Here is a 19,095-nt window from a genome sequence, read left to right as displayed (position 1 = left end):
ATTTTAGATTTAGTCAGGGATTTGTTCTTTTTGATCGCCAGGGACGTCCTGAATGAAAACATTCACGCCACGTTGTTTAATAAAACGTAAGTCCGTGAGATCCTGGTCATCGACATAAACTTTACTGCTGATTTGCTTTTTCCCTTCCGAGAAATGCATATTGCCGACGTTGACATCTTTCAGGTCAATGCCACCTTCTACCAATTTACGTACCGTTTGTGGCGTACGGCAAATCAGGAAGATCTTTTGATGCGGTGCAGCTTTGCCGATGACATTAATGGTTTTTTCGATAGTAAAGAAACGAATGCCAAAGCCGTAGGTTTCCGCGGTAATACCCATTAATTTCTGTTGAATATCATCGTTAGCGACAACATCATCCACGACTACCAGCAGATTTGCACCGATGGTAGATGTCCAGGTCACGCCAACCTGACCGTGAACCAGACGGTTATCAATACGGGTTAAGAGAATATTTGGACTGCTCATTGTGTAATCCTCACCATAAAGTTGAATAATATAATTTTTTTAAATATATTATTGTTGCGATATTGTACTGATGTATTTATTAAGGTTTAGTTATCTCCTTTACCATTAAGGCACTCCCCGATATTAATCGGGAAGTACATTGGGATAAATCATAAAAAACTAATGATTATGCTGAAATTCGATTCGCTGAACCACAGACATTAATTTTATTTCTGACAACTTCTTTCATCGCATCCATACCGACGCGCATATAATAACGAGGATCATTACCCTGCGGATTTTCCGCAAACCAGGCTTTAACCGCGCCAGCGAAGGCTATTTTTAATTCTGTGGCAACGTTCACTTTTGTGACGCCAAGTTCAATAGTGCGACGGACAAATTCATCCGGAACATCGCTGGCACCATGCAGCACCAGAGGAACATCCACCACTTCACGAATTTCCGCCAGCCGCTGGAAATCAATCTTCGGCGTTTTGCTGTATAAGCCGTGCGCCGTACCAATCGCTACCGCCAGGCTGTCGACGCCAGTCAGTTCGACAAAGCGTTTAGCTTCTTGTGGATCGGTCAGGAATGCACTTTCGGCGTCAACGCTCATGTCATCTTCAACACCGCCCAGGCGGCCCAGTTCTGCTTCCACGCTGCAATCCTGTGAGTGGCAGAAGTCGACAACCGATTTCACCAGCTTCACGTTCTCGTCAAACGGGAAGTGGCTGCCGTCGATCATCGCACTGCGCACGCCTGCGTGGACTTTACGGCGAATATCATCCAGCGATTCGTGGTGGTCGAGATGCAGCGCCAGTGGCATGTTGTAGGTTGTGGAATAGGCACTACACAGGGCGTAGATCTCTTCCAGCGCGATATGTTTAAAGGTCCCCGGCGTTCCGGCGAGGATCACCGGCGATCGCATTTCACTGCACACTTCGAGGATCGCCTGGATCGTCTCGGCGTTATGAATGTTAAAAGCAGGCACCGCGTAGCCATTGGCCTGGGCGTCCTGTAACAGATATTTGGTGGAGATAATGCTCATAATGCGATCCTCTTATGCCTGCCACGGATGAATGATTACGCCTTGCACCACGCGGTTAACGGTGCCGCTGGCTGATGGGGTATCCGGCGTATTGCCCATGTGCAGCGACTGCATAAGTGCAAACGTCTGGGCGTACATCAGGAAGCAAAATGCCTGCTCAACGTCGATAAAGTGACGGGACGGCGGCAGGATAATATGTGGACCGGCAGCAACGATGTCTGTGCTTTCCGCGGCGATGGCGATTACGCGCATTGCCTGGTTATCGCGGCGAAGTTCAGCCAGTAGATCAAGATCATACTGACGGGTGTAAGGGTGGCTGGAGACAAATACCACCACCAGCGTTTCGTTATCGACCAGCGATTTCGGGCCATGACGGAATCCGGTCGGGGAATCATAAAAGGCCGCCAGTTTACCCGCCGTCAGTTCCAGTACTTTCAGCGCCGACTCGCGTGCTGCGCCCTGTAAGCCACCGCTGCCGAGATAAACGATCCGTTTCCACGGTGCGTAACCAAACACACCTTCGCTGAAATCGCCCAGTGAGGTCAGGATCGCCTGGCAACGATCCGCCACGTCGCGGAAGCTCTGGCTGTTGATCGTCTCAGGTGCGAAAACCGCGAGGCAGCTGACCATCATGGTGGTAATGCTGCTGGTCATCGCAAAGCCGCGGTCGTGCGTTTCTGCGGGCATCAGCAGGGCAAACGCGTTGTCGCTGTTGATCGCGTTTTGGTAAAGAGCGCCCGCTTCGTTGCAGGTGATCGGCAGGTGATAGCACTCGGGTACAAATTGATTTGCCAGTTCCACGGCGGCGACGCTTTCCGGGCTGTTGCCGGATCGACCGAAGGAGATCAACAGCAGTGGATGAGCTGGATTCAGGTAGTCCATCGGATTGGTGACCAGATCGGTGGTCGGTACGGCGCTGAAGTTTTTACCTGTATGGCTGGCGAGCCACGGCGCGATGATGTCACCGATAAATGCCGAGGTTCCGGCTCCGGTCAGGATTACCCGCAGATTCTCTTTGCGCAGTAACGGTTCAAGGAAGTTATTGAGCGCGGAACGTAGCGCGGCGATGTTGGTGAGTGAACGGATCCATGCGCGAGGCTGATGGCGGATCTCTTCTTCAGTCCATGTACCGGTTGCGGCAGCAGCAGGGGTGTAATTTTCTGGCATAACTCAATCCTTAGTCTGATGAACTTGACGTCGGGCGTTGTCGCTTTCGCTTACCTTTCGTTTCATTTCACTTGGTGATGTCTTTCGTTGATTAAAATCTATAGAAAAGAAACTGAAAGTTCAATGGAGAAAAAAGAAATAAAACGAAATTTGTGATCGTTGAAAGAAAAGACAAGGGAAGATTAAAGGATGGCGTGATGACGTTGCTATGTTCACCGATTGCCGGATGCGGCGTACCGTAGGTCAAAGAAGACGCGTCAGCGTCGCATCCGATACCCTGCACAGAGCACAACGAAAGAAAAAGAAAGGCCTTACGGGGGAAGTGAAGGCCCAATAAAGGAGCAAACCATCAAAACGAAGCTAATTGACCCTGAATCCAGATTTGTTGCACATGCAGCCCGCTATCCAGCGCAACGATGCTGGCGCGTTTGCCCGGTTTAAGCGATCCCAGAACATCATCAACACCCAGCATTTGCGCCGGATGCAGCGACGCCATATGGATGGCTTCGGCAGGCGTTACACCCGCCAACTCAACCATGTTGCGCACTGCCGCATCGACAGACAGCGTACTGCCCGCCAGCCCACCGGACGCGGTACGGACAACGCCACCGTGCATCTGCACTTCTTCACCACATAACGTATAGCGACCATCCGGCATCCCTGCTGCCTGCATCGCGTCGGTGATGAGCACGATTCTCTCTTTTGCACAGCAACAACACAGCGACATCGCCGCCGGATGCACATGATGACCATCGGCTATCAGTTCCAGCCAGGCGCGCTTGTCCGTTAATCCCGCGCCAACCATTCCCGGTTCGCGGTGATGTAAACCTGTCATCCCGTTATAGCAATGCACCAGGCCGTCGGCACCAGCGTCAAACGCGGCACGGGTTTGTTGCCAGGTCGCCGCGCTATGCCCCAGCATCACCCGTACGTTTTGCTGTTTAAGATGGCGGATGGCCTGCAATGCCCCTTCTTTTTCCGGTGCCAGCGCTACCACGCGCAAGGTGTGCTGAGAAACGGCAATCAACTGATCCAGCTCGGCAATTTCCAGCTCGCGAAACAGCTCCGGCGGATGCGCGCCTTTATTCTGCGGCGTGAAGTATGGTCCTTCGAGATAACTCCCCAGCACTTGCGCACCAGGTCCGCCGCGTTGGCAACGTTGAGCAATACGTTTCAGCGCCGCATGAATGGTATTAAGCGGCGCGGTTACGGTGGTCGGTAACCAACTGCCGACACCTTCGCGTGCCTTGTGCATTGCCAGCTTGTCGAGCACATCCGGCGCGTCATCCATTACATCAACGCCCGCACCACCGTGTACATGGGTGTCGATGTAAGCGGGGCAGAGCAGTTCCGCATCGCGTTCAGTCACGCCCACTGGAATCGGTTCGATTGCTGCGATTACACCGTCAGCAATACGCAACTGATGGTCATCGAGCCATCCCTCTTCAGTCAGCAGCCTTCTGGCGCGCAGAACGTGTGTCATATTCCTTCCTCGACCGGACATTCTTCATGGCAGCGGCCTAACTCGTCCACCAAACTGGTCAGCCCACGGTGTCCACACTCCAGCGCCTGCACACGGAACTCTTCACCGCTTAACCCTTCGCGCTCCAGCACCATCTCCAGTAGCAGTTGCAAATTGGTGCCGGTGATCACTTCACAGCCCGGTTTTTGCATCGCCAGCGTTGAAGCTACGCGAAACGGCGTGCCGCCCAGCAAATCTGTCAGAAAAACAATGCCGTCTTCACAATCCAGTTGGGCGAAGGCCTCTTCAAGCTGCGATGTAAGCAGCGCGGTGCTTGAGGTTTCCGGAAAATCGATGGCGATAAACTGCGATTGCTCGCCGAGGATTTGCTTCATTGCTTTTTCCATGCCGCTGGCAAATCCGCCATGCCCTGTCAAAATAATACTTAACATCTAATACCTCATTGTATTTAAAGGAAATGACAGAATTTACCGACGATACCGAGAACCACGGTAACTGCAATCAGGCGCAGCGGACTCCAGCCGCGGCGTACCAGCCAGAACATGGTCAGGGTGTAGACCAGCGGTAAGAAGGCAGGCATCAGTTTGTCGATAACATCAGCCTGTAACTTAACCACTGCATCGCCAGCGGTGATTTCCAGCGTGGTGCTTAAACGAACATAGGTTGCTACCAGCGCGCCGATTACCGTCATCCCAACGATTGACGCAGCATGGCCGACTTTTTTGGTATTCGCTTTAATGAGTGGAATCGCCGCCACGCCCATGCGATAAGCATAATGCGCCAGACCAAAACGCAGCCCCAGGTGTACCACGTTGAACAGCACAATAAAGACGACAGCGCCAAGAATAGAGCCTTGTAGCGCGAGGCTTGCACCAATCCCGCCACAAATCGGCAGTAGCGTCAGCCAGAACATTGCATCGCCAATCCCGCCGAGCGGCGCACCGACGGCAATTTTGGTGCTCTGAATACTGTTAACGTCCTGCTTAGAACGCTCCATCGCAAGGATAATGCCGATAACAAACGTCACCAGAAACGGATGGGTATTGAAGAAACCCATATGCCCCTTCATGGCGCGCGCCAGGTCGCGTTTATTAGTGTGGATCTTTTTCAGAGCAGGCAGCAGACCGTACAACCAGCCGGAAGCCTGCATACGTTCGTAGTTAAAAGACGCTTGTAACAGCATGGAACGCCAGGCGACGCGGTTGATATCTTTTTTTGTCAGCTCTGCGCCAATGCTCTGATCTTCATACACGTTTTCATTGACGCCAGTCAGCAGTGTTTCTTCGTTTTCACTGACGTTCGGCAGGGTGGTTTGATTAGATGCCATCTTCAAATTCCTCTTTCTGTGCCGCAGGTTGAGTCGGTTCAGGAGATTTACGCAGCAGGTCGATCAGCGCCATCGCCAGCGCGGCGGCAGCAATAGCCAGCACCGGTAACTTGAGCCAGGCTGCGGCAACAAAGCCCAGGATGAAGTAGGGGATGTAGACGTTTTTCATCATGATTTTCAGCAGCACGGCAAAACCGATTGCTGGCATGATGCCGCCCGCGACGCCGAGGCCGTCGATTAATCGTTGCGGCAGGACATCAATGATGGTTTTTGCATGTTCCGCGCCGAAGTAGATAGGCAGGAAAGCGCAGAGAAAATAGAAAGTGCCGAGTGCCAGCAGTGCCAGATAGTTCACGCGTTCAATGCCGCGAGTATCGGCGTTCTCCGCCATCCGGTCGCAGCGGGACATTACGCCAGACATCACCGAGAACAGGAAGGTAATCCCCATCTGTACTGCGACAGCGAAAGGTACGGCGACACCGACCGCGACATCGGGTTTCACGCCAGTAGTAATGGCAAACGCCGTGCCGACGATAGTACCGATAATCACGTTAGGCGGTTGTGCGCCTGCCAGCGGGGCCAGCCCCATCCACACCAGTTCCAGCGTACCGCCGGTTAAAATACCGGTATGCAGATCGCCAAGTACCAGCCCGACTAACGGGCCGAGGACCACCGGGCGGTGCATATGGGTTAAGCCGTTAAACATATCCAGGCCAGCGATAAAGGCGATAATGCCCAACGCGAATGCCTGCAACAGACTGATTTCCATGATGAATCCCTCAAAGTAATTTAAAGAGGTCCACAGCAGGCTCTGTCGGGACGCCCTGAACGAAGCATTCCACCCCAGCGGCTTTCAGGTCGTTAAATGCTGCGATATCGCCCGCATCCACAGAAACCGTTTTGGCGATTTGTTGCTTGCCATTGGCGTAGTGCATATTGCCAACGTTAATGCGATTCACCGGAACGCCACCTTTCACCAGCGTCAGGAAATCGGCAGGTGTTTTACAAACCAGCAGGATTTTCTGTCGATCGGCGGCGCGGTGGATGTTGTCGATAACTTTTTGCAGCGTCCAGAAACGTACGGCGATCCCTTCTGCCAGTACCATTTCCATCAGGTTTTGTTGTACCGGATCTTCGGCAACCTCATCGTTGGCTACCAGCACCAGATTTGCCCCCGCAAATCCGACCCACTGAACGCCGACCTGACCGTGAATCAAACGCTCATCAATCCGGCTTAAAACAATATTTGGCATAGCGTGTTCCTCTTTGTTTTGCTTATTGGCCTTCACAGGCTGTGTGGTACTGCGCCAGGATGTCCTGAATATGGTTGATAATGAGTTCCCGTGGTGTTGGCTGCAGCTCGCCGGAGCGAACTTTCACGTATTGCAGCGGCAAATACTGGCTGATGAGCGGTAGCGGAATTGGTGAATCCGCCAGATTACGAACCAGATGAGCGAAAGCGTCATCAATCTGGCTGTCCGGCCAGTAATAGCGCACGCGATCCGAGTAGCTATAACCACGCGCCAGACGACGCGCGTTGCCGTCACCGTGGTAGTGGCTTTGCCAGTATTCCGGGCGGTCGAGCATCACGTTTTCCAGCACCTGACGCAGACCAGAACAGGCTTTTGCTGGCACCAGTTCTTCTTCAATCGCTGCCAGAGAGAACAGAGCTTCACGCAGGGCGAAGGTCAGCGCCGGGCCAACTTTCAGAATGGCAAAGTGGTCAATCACTAGCTGGCGCAACGATTGCGGCGTTTGGTAATCGGTAGAGTGCGCTTCGAAAATCAGCGTTTCGTAGTTTTCGACCATCTGGCTTAAGGCGGTCGCTTTGACGGGCTGATAATCAATAACGTTGGTGTGATCGAATTCGACGCCGGGTTGAACCACCAGAGCAATGATGCGTGGCCAGATGGCACTCAGACCTTGCTTTTCAAAGGCGTGACGATGGGCTTCCAGCGTGGCGCGGGCGGCATCCGGCGTGGTGACCGCCAGCTCGCTTAAGGTTTCATGCGCGCCGCCAGGTACCGGTACTTCGGTACCAATGACATACACCAGATCGGCTTCGCCAAAGTGTTCACGACAGGTTTCTTCCGCCACTTTCGCCAGACGTGCGGCGCGTTCAGCCACGATGTCATCAGTTAAGGGAACCGGATCGTCCTGACAGGACATGCTGCAATCAAGGTGAATTTTTTTGAATCCTGCCGCCACGTAGCTTTTAATCAAATCATCGGCATTGGCCATTGCCTGAGCGGCAGGCAGGTTTTGCCAGCGATTTGGACCCAGATGGTCGCCACCCAGAATCAACGCATCCTGTGGGAAATTCAACGAGTCGGCGAGCTGACAAACAAAGCCGCGAAAATCGGCGGGCGTCATTCCGGTATAACCGCCGAACTGGTCCACCTGATTGGAGGTCGCTTCAATCAGTAACGGCGTTTGGTTTGCACTGGCGTAGCGGATTGCAGCTTCCAGCACCAGCGGATGTGCGGAACAAACGGCATAAATCCCATTTGTTTTGCCCGCTTTGTGCTGTCTCACCATTTCTGTCAGATGTTTCACTTTCCTCTCCAGTTCAGATTACTGCGATATTAATCTTTCGTTTTGTTTCAGTTGATACTGCGCCATGGTGAGATAAAAATAAAACGAAAGATAATAGTTTTCTGATCTGATTCACAAAAGAAACATAATGAAAGCCACTGAAACGAGAGTAGCTTGCGCCAATGGGTAAGGTGGGCTTGCATTTGCTTAATAGAAAGGCGTTAATAGGCAAAACGAAATGAAACGAAAGTTTTACGAAAGGACTTACTATGAGTAATACCGACGCTTCAGGTGAGAAGCGAATGACAGGCACCAGCGAGCGACGAGAACAGATCATTCAGCGTCTGCGACAGCAAGGGAGTGTGCAGGTTAACGATCTGTCGGCATTGTATGGCGTATCTACTGTGACGATCCGCAACGATCTGGCGTTTCTGGAAAAGCAGGGGATCGCTGTGCGTGCCTATGGCGGCGCGTTGATCTGCGATAGCACCACGCCGTCAGTCGAGCCATCAGTGGAAGATAAAAGCGCGCTGAACACCGCGATGAAACGCAGCGTTGCGAAAGCTGCCGTTGAGTTGATTCAGCCAGGTCATCGGGTGATCCTCGATTCCGGGACCACCACTTTTGAGATTGCTCGTCTGATGCGCAAGCACACTGACGTAATTGCGATGACCAACGGTATGAACGTGGCTAATGCGTTGCTGGAAGCGGAAGGCGTTGAGCTGCTGATGACCGGCGGGCATTTGCGCCGTCAGTCGCAATCTTTTTACGGCGATCAGGCTGAACAATCGCTGCAAAATTACCACTTCGATATGCTGTTTCTTGGCGTAGATGCGATCGATCTGGAGCGCGGCGTCAGTACGCATAATGAAGATGAAGCCCGTTTAAACCGCCGGATGTGCGAAGTTGCGGAACGGATCATCGTGGTCACCGATTCCAGTAAGTTCAATCGTTCCAGTTTACATAAGATCATTGATACTCAACGTATCGACATGATCATTGTTGATGAAGGCATTCCTGCGGATAGTCTGGAAGGCCTGCGAAAGGCTGGGGTTGAAGTGATTCTGGTCGGGGAGTGAGAAAGGGTGCCCGCTGGTCAACACGAATGCGTTCGGCGGGCATTGTGAACACCATCAATGGGTTTCTTCTGCCTCTCGGGTGAGGGTTTCCCAGTCGGCAGGAGGATGTCCTCTTTTTAACATTTTGCTGAATACGGTATAAGCATCTGTTTTTTTACCGTAGGTGCGCAGAGTGTTTTCATCGTTCATCCATCCCAGAATGATGACTTTCTCTTTTTCACTATAACGAAAGAAGAGACGATAACGACCAGCACCAAATTTTACCCGTGACCAGTCTTTATTTTTCCCAGAGCCTAACGACTTGCCATGACGGAATGCCGGTGATGATGGATTGACCGTGATATGCTCCTCAATCACTTTATGGACTACCGCCAATAACTTTGTGGCGGCTTTTCTCTGATAATTTTCAGGATCTTTTCCCTTTAATGTCTCGACTTCGGCAACTAAAGCGTCGTAGGTTTCCTGAAAACAGGGATGAGCATATAGCGCCCAACCATTAACCCTTTGTGGAAAATCCATTATTCGTCGTCGCCAATCTCATCATCAATGTTGACGTCCATGCCAGCGACAAGTTTCTTTCCTTGTTGAATGTTGAATGGACGAGTTTTTTGCGGGGTGTTCTGGATATCTGCATCCAGAAAACGCAAAAATGCATTCATAGTATGATCCTCCTGTTCATCTCCCAGTCGGCACATAAATACTTGCCCACCAGGCAGAATTTCGTAATGAATGCTGTCCTGGCCTGGCTTCAGTTTTAAGGCCTCACGCACTGGCGCGGGGATAGTTGTTTGTCCGCGTATCGTGACCTTTGATTCAGTGGTCAGTACAGCGTGAGAGCGAGCATTAGCGGGCATGATTCACTGTCCTTTTACAGCCTGTTTTCTGCTCAAATTATAAGCTTGAACTAAGGTAATGCAAATGCATTATTAATGGACGTGGGGACTTTAAACAATAAAAACATGGCACTAAGGCCATGTTTTGCGAGGGACGTTCCAAAAGAAATCAGGTCACCGGTGCCGGGTTAAACACCGCCAGCTGGTTATGCAGTCCCCATTGATCTGAGAAGGTTTTCTTCTTCCCGCTGGCGACGTCGAGAATAAAGTGGAACAACTTCCAGCCCACCTCTTCAATAGTTTCTTCGCCGGTAGCGATGGTGCCCGCATTAATATCCATTAAATCAAACCAGCGGTTCGCCAGCTCGGTGCGGGTCGCCATTTTAATGACGGGTACCGCCATCAGGCCGTACGGCGTACCGCGACCGGTCGTAAACACTTGCACGGTAATCCCTGAAGCCACCTGTTGTGTGCCACAGACAAAATCACTGGCTGGCGTCGCGGCGTAAATTAATCCGCGTTTAGTCGGGCGTTGACCGGGCGACAGCACTTCAACAATTGCACTTTTACCCGATTTAGCAATGGAGCCGAGCGCTTTCTCCACCACGTTTGCCAGACCGCCTTTCTTGTTGCCCGGCGAAGGGTTGGCGCTGCGGTCGGTTTTTCCCATATTGAGATAGTTATCGTACCACTCCATCTCCTCCAGCAGCCGTTTGCCGACCTCTTCGTTCACTGCGCGTGGTGTCAGCAGATGGATCGCGTCACGCACTTCCGTGACTTCTGAAAACATCACCGTTGCGCCGCAGCGCACCAGTAGATCAGACGCATACCCAACCGCCGGGTTTGCCGTTACGCCAGAAAACGCATCGCTACCGCCGCACTGCATGCCGACAACCAGTTCTGAAGCCGGACAGGTTTCTCGCTGCCGTTGATTCAGTTTGTGCAAATGGCGTTCGGCGACCTGCAAAATATCCTCGACCATGGACTGAAAACCGACATGCTTTTCATCCTGCAAACTGACAATGCTGGCGCTTTCTACTGGAATAGCTTGCACATCATCCGTTCCAGTCAGCAGGCGTTCAGGCTGCAACTTTTCACAACCCAGACCAATCACCATTACTTCGCCGCCAAAGTTAGGGTTCAGCGAAATATTGTGAATGGTACGAATAGGCACAACTGCCGCCGGTGCGTTAATCGCCACGCCACAACCGTACAAATGATTCAGCCCCACCACGCCATCGACGTTCGGGTATTTCGGTAGCAGATCGCGTTCAATGATTTTTACTACATAGTCCACCACGCCTGCCACACAGTGGACGCTGGTGGTGATGCCGAGCAGGTTTTTGGTGCCCACGCTGCCATCGGCATTGCGATAGCCCTCAAAGGTGTATCCTTCCAGTGGCGGTAAGGGGGCCGGGACTTTGGTTGCCAGTGGCAGCGTGTGTAACGGCGGCGCTTCCGGTAGTACAACCATTGATTCGTCGATCCAGCTTCCGCGTGGGATTGCGCGCACGGCGTAACCAATCACTTCGCCATAACGAATAATTTCACCATTAGCCGGAATGTCCAGCAATGCGACTTTATGCCCCTGGGGAATATGTTCAATTAATTCCAGCCCATCCGGAAAACGCGTTCCTGCTTTCAGGCCATTATCATTAACAATAATTGCCACATTATCTGTGTCGTGAACTTTTATATAAAACGCAGTTGGCGTTTCTTGTCTGATTTCGATGTTGGCCATTGTGCAATATTCTCCAGCCAGGGGTTATTAAAATGAGGACCTGGTCTCATTTAAAAATAAATGACTTCATTGGGTGAAATAAGAATGTCAGGAGTTTAAACGCAGAAATGTGATCAATGTCAATCATTTCAGGGATTGCAGTGCCGCACGGTAAGGTAAAGCGCAAATCTGTGCTTTAGCGCGCAACCTTATGTGCATATGCTCAAAATAATATTTAAATAGTATTAATTAAATTAGCATTTGCACAATGATTATTATTCTCGCGCTGCTTATACTAATTCCCGAGTTCATTGCCGTAACGGCATAAATAAAACTCATAAATAACACCTTCCCCATAATAATAAAAATCAGCATAAGTACCCGAGGTAAATAAAATGATTCTGGACACCGTTGACGTAAAAAAGAAAGGCGTGCATACCCGCTATTTAATATTACTGATTATTTTTATTGTTACCGCCGTTAACTACGCCGATCGTGCAACGCTGTCTATTGCTGGTACCGAAGTGGCAAAAGAGTTGCAGTTAAGTGCGGTTTCGATGGGTTACATCTTCTCCGCTTTTGGCTGGGCCTACCTGCTGATGCAAATCCCCGGCGGCTGGTTGCTTGATAAGTTTGGCTCGAAAAAAGTTTACACCTACAGCCTCTTTTTCTGGTCGCTGTTCACCTTCCTGCAAGGCTTTGTTGATATGTTCCCGTTGGCCTGGGCAGGGATCTCCATGTTCTTTATGCGCTTTATGCTGGGGTTCTCGGAAGCGCCATCATTCCCGGCGAACGCCCGTATTGTCGCCGCCTGGTTCCCGACGAAAGAACGTGGTACTGCCTCCGCCATCTTTAACTCGGCGCAATATTTCTCGCTGGCGCTCTTTTCGCCGCTGCTTGGCTGGCTGACTTTCGCCTGGGGCTGGGAGCACGTCTTTACCGTTATGGGGGTAATTGGTTTTGTGCTGACGGCGCTGTGGATCAAGTTGATTCATAACCCGACAGATCACCCACGTATGTCTGCGGAAGAGCTGAAGTTTATCTCAGAAAATGGCGCGGTGGTCGATATGGACCATAAAAAGCCGGGCAGTGCGGCAGCAAGCGGTCCCAAACTGCATTACATCAAGCAATTGCTCTCTAACCGCATGATGCTGGGCGTATTTTTCGGACAATATTTTATCAACACCATCACCTGGTTTTTCCTCACCTGGTTCCCAATTTATCTGGTGCAGGAAAAAGGCATGTCGATTCTGAAAGTGGGTCTGGTCGCCTCGATTCCGGCACTGTGTGGCTTTGCGGGCGGCGTGCTGGGAGGTGTCTTCTCGGATTATCTGATCAAACGCGGTTTGTCCCTGACCCTGGCACGTAAGCTACCGATTGTGCTGGGAATGTTGCTGGCTTCCACCATCATCTTATGTAACTACACCAACAACACCACGCTGGTGGTCATGCTGATGGCGCTGGCTTTCTTTGGCAAAGGATTTGGTGCGCTGGGCTGGCCGGTAATTTCTGACACCGCGCCGAAAGAGATTGTTGGCCTCTGCGGCGGCGTCTTTAACGTCTTTGGCAATGTTGCCTCCATTGTCACTCCACTGGTGATTGGCTATCTGGTAAGTGAACTGCACTCCTTCAATGCAGCACTGGTTTTCGTGGGATGTTCAGCGCTGATGGCGATGGTCTGCTACCTCTTTGTAGTTGGCGACATTAAACGTATGGAATTGCAGAAATAAGCAAAGGTATAAGCGATGAATAACGATGTTTTCCCGAATAAATTCAAAGCCGCACTGGCTGCGAAACAGGTACAAATTGGTTGCTGGTCAGCACTCTCTAACCCGATTAGCACTGAAGTTCTTGGTTTGGCTGGGTTTGACTGGCTGGTGCTGGATGGCGAACATGCGCCAAACGATATCTCCACGTTTATTCCGCAGTTAATGGCCCTGAAAGGCAGCGCCAGCGCGCCAGTAGTGCGAGTGCCGACCAACGAGCCGGTAATTATTAAGCGTCTTCTGGATATCGGTTTCTATAACTTCCTGATTCCTTTTGTAGAAACAAAAGAGGAAGCAGAGCAGGCGGTGGCATCAACCCGTTACCCACCGGAAGGCATTCGCGGCGTCTCCGTTTCTCACCGCGCCAATATGTTTGGCACCGTGGCGGATTATTTCGCTCAGTCGAACAAGAACATCACCATTCTGGTCCAGATAGAAAGTCAGCAGGGCGTAGATAACGTCGATGCCATTGCCGCTACCGAAGGCGTAGACGGTATCTTCGTCGGCCCCAGCGATCTGGCTGCGGCATTAGGCCATCTCGGCAATGCCTCGCACCCGGATGTACAAAAAGCAATTCAGCATATTTTTAACCGTGCCAGTGCGCACGGCAAACCCAGCGGTATCCTCGCACCGGTCGAAGCCGATGCGCGTCGTTATCTGGAATGGGGTGCGACGTTTGTGGCTGTCGGCAGCGATCTCGGCGTCTTCCGCTCTGCCACTCAGAAACTGGCTGATACCTTTAAAAAATAACCACCACCGCAACAAGAGAGATGATTGATATGACTATGAAAGTTGGTTTTATTGGCCTGGGGATTATGGGTAAACCAATGAGTAAAAACCTTCTGAAAGCAGGTTACTCGCTGGTGGTTGCTGACCGTAACCCAGAAGCTATTGCTGACGTGATTGCTGCAGGTGCAGAAACAGCCTCTACGGCTAAAGCGATCGCTGAACAGTGCGACGTCATCATAACCATGCTACCAAACTCCCCTCATGTGAAAGAGGTGGCGCTGGGTGAGAATGGCATTATTGAAGGCGCGAAGCCAGGTACGGTATTGATCGATATGAGTTCTATCGCACCGCTGGCAAGCCGTGAAATCAGCGAAGCGCTGAAAGCGAAAGGCATTGATATGCTGGATGCTCCGGTGAGCGGCGGTGAACCGAAAGCTATCGACGGTACGCTGTCAGTGATGGTGGGCGGCGACAAGGCTATTTTCGACAAATACTATGATTTGATGAAAGCGATGGCGGGTTCCGTGGTGCATACCGGGGAAATCGGTGCAGGTAACGTCACCAAACTGGCAAATCAGGTCATTGTGGCGCTGAATATTGCCGCGATGTCAGAAGCGTTAACGCTGGCAACCAAAGCGGGCGTTAACCCGGATTTGGTGTATCAGGCAATTCGCGGTGGACTGGCGGGCAGTACCGTGCTGGATGCCAAAGCGCCGATGGTGATGGACCGCAACTTCAAGCCGGGCTTCCGTATTGATCTGCATATTAAGGATCTGGCAAATGCGCTGGATACTTCCCACGGCGTCGGCGCGCAACTGCCGCTCACAGCTGCGGTTATGGAGATGATGCAGGCAGTGCGAGCAGATGGTTTAGGAACGGCAGATCATAGCGCCCTGGCGTGCTACTACGAAAAACTGGCGAAAGTCGAAGTTACTCGTTAATGACGTCGTGCCCGGATGGCGTATTGCAATCCGGGCCTGGAATCCAGGCCGAATAAGAGAAACGCCCTCCGGCGTCATGTGGTAACAGGCATAGGTATGAAAATCGTAATCGCCCCAGACTCTTATAAAGAAAGTTTATCTGCCAGCGAGGTTGCGCAGGCGATAGAAAAAGGATTTCGGGAAATTTTTCCTGATGCACAGTACGTTTCTGTTCCGGTTGCCGACGGTGGCGAAGGAACGGTGGAAGCGATGATTGCAGCCACCCAGGGTTCCGAACGTCACGCCTGGGTTACAGGGCCGCTGGGCGAGAAGGTGAATGCCAGTTGGGGGATCTCCGGCGATGGCAAAACCGCGTTTATTGAAATGGCGGCGGCCAGTGGGCTGGAGCTGGTACCTGCGGAAAAACGCGATCCACTCGTGACCACTTCACGTGGCACAGGCGAGTTAATCCTGCAGGCGCTGGAGAGCGGCGCGACAAACATTATTATCGGCATTGGCGGTAGCGCTACAAATGATGGCGGTGCAGGCATGGTACAGGCGCTGGGGGCGAAATTATGCGACGCCAACGGCAATGAAATTGGTTTTGGCGGCGGTAGTCTTAATACTCTGAATGATATTGATATTTCCGGCCTCGATCCGCGCTTAAAAGATTGCGTCATTCGCGTCGCTTGTGATGTCACCAATCCGCTGGTGGGCGATAACGGTGCATCGCGCATCTTTGGCCCACAAAAGGGAGCCAGTGAAGCGATGATTGTTGAGCTGGACAATAACCTCTCTCACTATGCCGATGTCATTAAAAAAGCGCTGCATGTTGATGTGAAAGATGTCCCCGGCGCAGGAGCTGCGGGTGGTATGGGCGCGGCGCTAATGGCGTTTCTTGGTGCGGAACTGAAAAGTGGTATTGAAATCGTCACTACGGCGCTGAATCTGGAGGAACATATTCACGATTGTACACTGGTGATCACCGGTGAAGGGCGTATTGACAGCCAGAGTATTCACGGCAAGGTTCCGATTGGCGTCGCAAACGTGGCGAAAAAGTACCATAAACCGGTGATTGGCATTGCGGGTAGCCTGACCAATGATGTTGGCGTTGTACATCAGCATGGCATTGATGCGGTCTTCAGCGTATTGACCAGTATTGGTACGTTGGACGAAGCATTCCGCGGGGCTTATGACAATATTTACCGTGCTTCACGTAATATCGCCGCGACACTGGCGATTGGAATGCGCAACGTGGGGTGACAAGGGCGCGCAAACCCTCTATACTGCGCGCCGAAGCTGACCAGACAGTCGCCGCTTCGTCGTCGTCCTCTTCGGGGGAGACGGGCGGAGGGGAGGAAAGTCCGGGCTCCATAGGGCAGGGTGCCAGGTAACGCCTGGGGGGGAAACCCACGACCAGTGCAACAGAGAGCAAACCGCCGATGGCCCGCGCAAGCGGGATCAGGTAAGGGTGAAAGGGTGCGGTAAGAGCGCACCGCGCGGCTGGTAACAGTCCGTGGCACGGTAAACTCCACCCGGAGCAAGGCCAAATAGGGGTTCATAAGGTACGGCCCGTACTGAACCCGGGTAGGCTGCTTGAGCCAGTGAGCGATTGCTGGCCTAGATGAATGACTGTCCACGACAGAACCCGGCTTATCGGTCAGTTTCACCTGATTTACGTAAAAACCCGCTTCGGCGGGTTTTTGCTTTTTGGAGCATAGTGTAAGATGAATAAATATCTACGGTATTAATAATAGACTTTGTAAGAAATTATTAAGTCTATATTGCATTTAAAAGGTCGTAATCATACGTATAGTCCTCTCTGGTAAAATATTGCTTCTCTGAGTTATAAGCTTCATATGTGTTATATTTTACGACCTCAAAGCCATTGTCTGGAGAATTTTCGTCTTTCTCGAGTGTATTATCTGGAAGGAATTCCTCTGAGCTAGAGTCCTCTATGTTTAAATCTGTATTGTAATTAATGTTTGGATCGATCAGATAAGCATTTCCTTTGACGCTTTCATAATCTTTAATGATTATATCGATGTAATAATCTATTTTTTCTGATGAGAATGCTTTCATCTCTGGCAATTTAATTCTGCTCAAGTAATTGTTAATTTTCGATGAGCTTTTATATATTTCTTTTGTTAATTCATTTTCTAATTGATCTGTTAGAGTTGCTCTTGGTATAGATTCTATAATTGCAAGCCTCATAATTTTTAATTGTTCTTCGGTAATATCTCCAAGCGCATTTAAACAACTTTCGACAAGCTTAATTTTTTCTTCAGAATACATATCGTTAATGCTTGTTATAACAGGCGTTATTTTTAGCAAATAATCCCATGAGATTGTGGCGTTTTGTTTTGAGCTAACGAAATTTACCTGAAACATGTTGGCATTAGTAAAATCTGTGTCATCCAATTTAAAAGGATTTAAAATTGTATTGGCCATATGTTTATCTGTAAAATCATAAAGTTCTAAATCGACATTCCGTAAGTCCAGAGAGGATAGATCAACTATACCTCCAGTCCCACAACTAAAGATTACGTTCAATCTCCTGATTTCATTGTAAATGTCTTTCAATGGGCAATTAACATTGATATTGCCTGTGGATATTTCCTGGTTTTTTAACGGTTCATTAATTGTAAGTTCACAGGTATTGTCTGATCGTTGAATAATTCGGGCGTTATAACCAAAAAAATCCATACGAAGAGACGAATCATTATAAAGAATTACATTTTGTAAGTACGCTAATTCTTTTTGAAAATCACCAGTGATAACACATTTCCCACCTGGTTGTAACGCGTTAAGTAAAGTGACCATTTCAATAGAGGTCCGTTTTAGTTTTTCTATTCCTGGTGCTAGTGCTTCGAGGTTATTTCCTATGGGGCTTTCAGGAAGATCATTCATTTTTCGACGGGCTAAATCACTACTAATATCATTACCAATTGATGAAACAGGGGACATTATTTTATCCTTTATAAATAATCAATAAAAATCATTATTAAAATGATCGGGTGAAAAAAAGAGAATTTGCCAACAATCTGAAGGAATGGAGGTTTTATTAAAGTACGTAGGGGGGGTTAAGATGGCTTCTTTTCGGGTGAATTTTGCACAATACTTAGAAATCGTCTCCTTAATACACTCCAGCTCTTTTTTATTGACGGCTGAGCAAGTACATTGTTCGCCAAAAGGTGCAAAAGTGCCTACATCTAATGTTTGTATGATATAATCGTCATGTTCTCCTGTAGAAATATCTATGATGAATGGACTCATATTTTCCGGTTGGATTCGAATCATGACAGAAGGAACATCGCCTTGATAGAAATTCAATGCAGTAATTGCAGATAATACTCTCCGCAGTTCATTACTTATACTGTATATTTTATTAACGTCATTGGTGGAGACAATTTCTGCAAACTTTCTTTTTACCGTCCAATAATCAATATTTCTGTTGTGATTGTTAACCACTGCGTGCATTGGCGGGATTGAAGGGTGAAAAATATGTGCAATTGGGAAGCCTTTCATTGATGCCTGCCTTGTCATCATGACAAACAATAATAGATGCTTATTTTCCTCGCAGGGTTCTTTCGCACTATCAAAAAACGCTCATTTATCCGGCGTTACAGTAAACGAAGCAACATTCTGTGGCCTACGCCGATCAAAAGCTCTGTGAAAATTCCCCTTGTTGTCTTTGGCTGACCTTATCGCGGCGACCAGCAATTATTCGTTTTGTGATCCTCAACACAAAATGCTATTCGTCACCTATGAGGGGAGAAGAATTTATGGAAAACGATTGCATTCACAAAATGACGTCCTGTCATGAGGGAGAAAGTTGACGTTAATCAATTGTTCGAGATGATCAATACCTGTATTCGAAATTTTAACATATTGATAAAATAAATGTTTGTTCTCCAACAAATAGCGTGAAAAAATGTGACGTGCCGCATTATTTATCGCTGAAAATGATTTATTTATAATAAAATTTGAGAACTTGCTCATTAAATTTAACTCAAAATTTGC

At 49.8% G+C, this 19,095-nt stretch carries 20 protein-coding genes and 1 other RNA gene; 6 read left to right on the top strand and 15 right to left on the bottom strand.

From position 1 onward, the window contains the following. Window positions 1-9: 9 nt before the first annotated feature. The 9 genes from agaB to kbaZ form a co-directional block, all read right to left on the bottom strand. Entirely contained in the window at window positions 10-486 is a 477-nt protein-coding gene (gene agaB, locus G434_RS12630) for a PTS galactosamine transporter subunit IIB (RefSeq protein WP_000098025.1), read from the bottom strand. 166 nt (window positions 487-652) lie between these two features. After that, window positions 653-1,513 (bottom strand): tagatose-bisphosphate aldolase subunit KbaY, encoded by an 861-nt coding sequence (gene kbaY, locus G434_RS12635; RefSeq protein WP_000022773.1) that lies wholly within the window; start codon window positions 1,511-1,513, stop codon window positions 653-655. Between the two features lie 12 nt (window positions 1,514-1,525). Next, complete coding sequence (locus tag G434_RS12640; RefSeq protein ID WP_016239090.1) at window positions 1,526-2,680, bottom strand: AgaS family sugar isomerase; 1,155 nt, start codon at window positions 2,678-2,680, stop codon at window positions 1,526-1,528. Window positions 2,681-3,029: 349 nt separating this feature from the next. Further along, a complete protein-coding gene (gene nagA, locus G434_RS12645) occupies window positions 3,030-4,163 on the bottom strand; it encodes an N-acetylglucosamine-6-phosphate deacetylase (RefSeq protein ID WP_001309781.1) in 1,134 nt (377 codons plus the stop codon). Further along, entirely contained in the window at window positions 4,160-4,594 is a 435-nt protein-coding gene (agaF, locus tag G434_RS12650; RefSeq protein WP_000948818.1) for a PTS galactosamine/N-acetylgalactosamine transporter subunit IIA, read from the bottom strand. Before agaF ends, nagA begins: the two co-directional genes overlap by 4 nt. A 17-nt stretch (window positions 4,595-4,611) precedes the next feature. Beyond that, window positions 4,612-5,490 carry a PTS N-acetylgalactosamine transporter subunit IID gene (agaE, locus tag G434_RS12655; RefSeq protein ID WP_001295548.1) on the bottom strand — a complete coding sequence of 293 codons (879 nt, stop codon included), beginning with the start codon at window positions 5,488-5,490 and terminating at the stop codon, window positions 4,612-4,614. Further along, window positions 5,480-6,259 (bottom strand): PTS N-acetylgalactosamine transporter subunit IIC, encoded by a 780-nt coding sequence (gene agaW / locus G434_RS12660; protein ID WP_000406214.1) that lies wholly within the window; start codon window positions 6,257-6,259, stop codon window positions 5,480-5,482. The genes agaE and agaW overlap by 11 nt, the downstream gene beginning before the upstream one ends. A gap of 10 nt (window positions 6,260-6,269) precedes the next feature. Beyond that, window positions 6,270-6,743 (bottom strand): PTS N-acetylgalactosamine transporter subunit IIB, encoded by a 474-nt coding sequence (gene agaV, locus G434_RS12665; protein WP_001295547.1) that lies wholly within the window; start codon window positions 6,741-6,743, stop codon window positions 6,270-6,272. Window positions 6,744-6,765: 22 nt separating this feature from the next. Further along, window positions 6,766-8,046: a tagatose-bisphosphate aldolase subunit KbaZ gene (gene kbaZ, locus G434_RS12670; protein ID WP_000681943.1), complete on the bottom strand. Its 1,281-nt coding sequence runs from the start codon at window positions 8,044-8,046 to the stop codon at window positions 6,766-6,768. 248 nt (window positions 8,047-8,294) lie between these two features. Here kbaZ and agaR point away from each other — a divergent pair, with 248 nt between their 5' ends. Next, window positions 8,295-9,104 carry an aga operon transcriptional regulator AgaR gene (gene agaR, locus G434_RS12675; protein WP_000072171.1) on the top strand — a complete coding sequence of 270 codons (810 nt, stop codon included), beginning with the start codon at window positions 8,295-8,297 and terminating at the stop codon, window positions 9,102-9,104. Window positions 9,105-9,158: 54 nt separating this feature from the next. Here the strand turns inward: agaR and yhaV are convergent, their stop codons facing one another. The 3 genes from yhaV to garD all read right to left on the bottom strand — a co-directional run bounded on the left by yhaV (window position 9,159) and on the right by garD (window position 11,678). Then, window positions 9,159-9,623 carry a type II toxin-antitoxin system ribonuclease toxin YhaV gene (gene yhaV / locus G434_RS12680; protein WP_000347269.1) on the bottom strand — a complete coding sequence of 155 codons (465 nt, stop codon included), beginning with the start codon at window positions 9,621-9,623 and terminating at the stop codon, window positions 9,159-9,161. After that, window positions 9,623-9,958: a type II toxin-antitoxin system antitoxin PrlF gene (prlF, locus tag G434_RS12685; RefSeq protein ID WP_001309780.1), complete on the bottom strand. Its 336-nt coding sequence runs from the start codon at window positions 9,956-9,958 to the stop codon at window positions 9,623-9,625. Before prlF ends, yhaV begins: the two co-directional genes overlap by 1 nt. 148 nt (window positions 9,959-10,106) lie before the next feature. Beyond that, window positions 10,107-11,678, bottom strand: a complete 1,572-nt coding sequence (garD, locus tag G434_RS12690) for a galactarate dehydratase (protein ID WP_001273738.1) — start codon at window positions 11,676-11,678, stop codon at window positions 10,107-10,109. Between the two features lie 374 nt (window positions 11,679-12,052). On the opposite strand from garD, the gene garP reads away from it, so the two are divergent. From garP to rnpB, 5 genes are all read left to right on the top strand, one after another. Next, on the top strand, window positions 12,053-13,387 hold the full coding sequence (gene garP, locus G434_RS12695; protein ID WP_000599651.1) for a galactarate/glucarate/glycerate transporter GarP: 1,335 nt from the start codon (window positions 12,053-12,055) through the stop codon (window positions 13,385-13,387). A 15-nt stretch (window positions 13,388-13,402) separates the two neighbouring features. Next, window positions 13,403-14,173, top strand: a complete 771-nt coding sequence (gene garL, locus G434_RS12700; protein ID WP_001058227.1) for a 2-dehydro-3-deoxyglucarate aldolase — start codon at window positions 13,403-13,405, stop codon at window positions 14,171-14,173. 29 nt (window positions 14,174-14,202) lie between these two features. Continuing rightward, complete coding sequence (gene garR / locus G434_RS12705; RefSeq protein WP_001377077.1) at window positions 14,203-15,093, top strand: 2-hydroxy-3-oxopropionate reductase; 891 nt, start codon at window positions 14,203-14,205, stop codon at window positions 15,091-15,093. 96 nt (window positions 15,094-15,189) lie between these two features. Further along, entirely contained in the window at window positions 15,190-16,335 is a 1,146-nt protein-coding gene (gene garK / locus G434_RS12710) for a glycerate 2-kinase (protein ID WP_001309778.1), read from the top strand. Between the two features lie 32 nt (window positions 16,336-16,367). Beyond that, window positions 16,368-16,744: RNase P RNA component class A (gene rnpB / locus G434_RS27655), an RNA gene on the top strand. A gap of 107 nt (window positions 16,745-16,851) precedes the next feature. Here rnpB and G434_RS12715 read toward each other — a convergent pair. The 3 genes from G434_RS12715 to tdcR all read right to left on the bottom strand — a co-directional run bounded on the left by G434_RS12715 (window position 16,852) and on the right by tdcR (window position 19,074). Beyond that, window positions 16,852-18,039, bottom strand: a complete 1,188-nt coding sequence (locus G434_RS12715) for a YhaC family protein (protein WP_000075589.1) — start codon at window positions 18,037-18,039, stop codon at window positions 16,852-16,854. A 21-nt stretch (window positions 18,040-18,060) separates the two neighbouring features. Next, on the bottom strand, window positions 18,061-18,600 hold the full coding sequence (gene yhaB, locus G434_RS12720; RefSeq protein ID WP_000675750.1) for a protein YhaB: 540 nt from the start codon (window positions 18,598-18,600) through the stop codon (window positions 18,061-18,063). A gap of 255 nt (window positions 18,601-18,855) precedes the next feature. Continuing rightward, window positions 18,856-19,074, bottom strand: coding sequence for a transcriptional activator TdcR (tdcR, locus tag G434_RS30485; protein WP_001309776.1), 219 nt, complete (start codon window positions 19,072-19,074; stop codon window positions 18,856-18,858). Between the last annotated feature and the right edge of the window lie 21 nt (window positions 19,075-19,095).

This window comes from Escherichia sp. KTE172, from assembly GCF_000408845.1.
In the GTDB taxonomy this organism is placed as follows: domain Bacteria; phylum Pseudomonadota; class Gammaproteobacteria; order Enterobacterales; family Enterobacteriaceae; genus Escherichia; species Escherichia coli.
This window is presented reverse-complemented; position numbering and strand designations above follow the sequence as displayed.

What these genes read in the sequence shown, in the direction of transcription:
- agaB (WP_000098025.1), bottom strand. Translation starts at nt 486, where the DNA reads ATGAGCAGTCCAAATATTCTCTTAACCCGTATTGATAACCGTCTGGTT.
- kbaY (WP_000022773.1), bottom strand. Translation starts at nt 1,513, where the DNA reads ATGAGCATTATCTCCACCAAATATCTGTTACAGGACGCCCAGGCCAAT.
- G434_RS12640 (WP_016239090.1), bottom strand. Translation starts at nt 2,680, where the DNA reads ATGCCAGAAAATTACACCCCTGCTGCTGCCGCAACCGGTACATGGACT.
- nagA (WP_001309781.1), bottom strand. Translation starts at nt 4,163, where the DNA reads ATGACACACGTTCTGCGCGCCAGAAGGCTGCTGACTGAAGAGGGATGG.
- agaF (WP_000948818.1), bottom strand. Translation starts at nt 4,594, where the DNA reads ATGTTAAGTATTATTTTGACAGGGCATGGCGGATTTGCCAGCGGCATG.
- agaE (WP_001295548.1), bottom strand. Translation starts at nt 5,490, where the DNA reads ATGGCATCTAATCAAACCACCCTGCCGAACGTCAGTGAAAACGAAGAA.
- agaW (WP_000406214.1), bottom strand. Translation starts at nt 6,259, where the DNA reads ATGGAAATCAGTCTGTTGCAGGCATTCGCGTTGGGCATTATCGCCTTT.
- agaV (WP_001295547.1), bottom strand. Translation starts at nt 6,743, where the DNA reads ATGCCAAATATTGTTTTAAGCCGGATTGATGAGCGTTTGATTCACGGT.
- agaR (WP_000072171.1), top strand. Translation starts at nt 8,295, where the DNA reads ATGAGTAATACCGACGCTTCAGGTGAGAAGCGAATGACAGGCACCAGC.
- yhaV (WP_000347269.1), bottom strand. Translation starts at nt 9,623, where the DNA reads ATGGATTTTCCACAAAGGGTTAATGGTTGGGCGCTATATGCTCATCCC.
- prlF (WP_001309780.1), bottom strand. Translation starts at nt 9,958, where the DNA reads ATGCCCGCTAATGCTCGCTCTCACGCTGTACTGACCACTGAATCAAAG.
- garD (WP_001273738.1), bottom strand. Translation starts at nt 11,678, where the DNA reads ATGGCCAACATCGAAATCAGACAAGAAACGCCAACTGCGTTTTATATA.
- garP (WP_000599651.1), top strand. Translation starts at nt 12,053, where the DNA reads ATGATTCTGGACACCGTTGACGTAAAAAAGAAAGGCGTGCATACCCGC.
- garL (WP_001058227.1), top strand. Translation starts at nt 13,403, where the DNA reads ATGAATAACGATGTTTTCCCGAATAAATTCAAAGCCGCACTGGCTGCG.
- garR (WP_001377077.1), top strand. Translation starts at nt 14,203, where the DNA reads ATGACTATGAAAGTTGGTTTTATTGGCCTGGGGATTATGGGTAAACCA.
- garK (WP_001309778.1), top strand. Translation starts at nt 15,190, where the DNA reads ATGAAAATCGTAATCGCCCCAGACTCTTATAAAGAAAGTTTATCTGCC.
- G434_RS12715 (WP_000075589.1), bottom strand. Translation starts at nt 18,039, where the DNA reads ATGTCCCCTGTTTCATCAATTGGTAATGATATTAGTAGTGATTTAGCC.
- yhaB (WP_000675750.1), bottom strand. Translation starts at nt 18,600, where the DNA reads ATGAAAGGCTTCCCAATTGCACATATTTTTCACCCTTCAATCCCGCCA.
- tdcR (WP_001309776.1), bottom strand. Translation starts at nt 19,074, where the DNA reads ATGAGCAAGTTCTCAAATTTTATTATAAATAAATCATTTTCAGCGATA.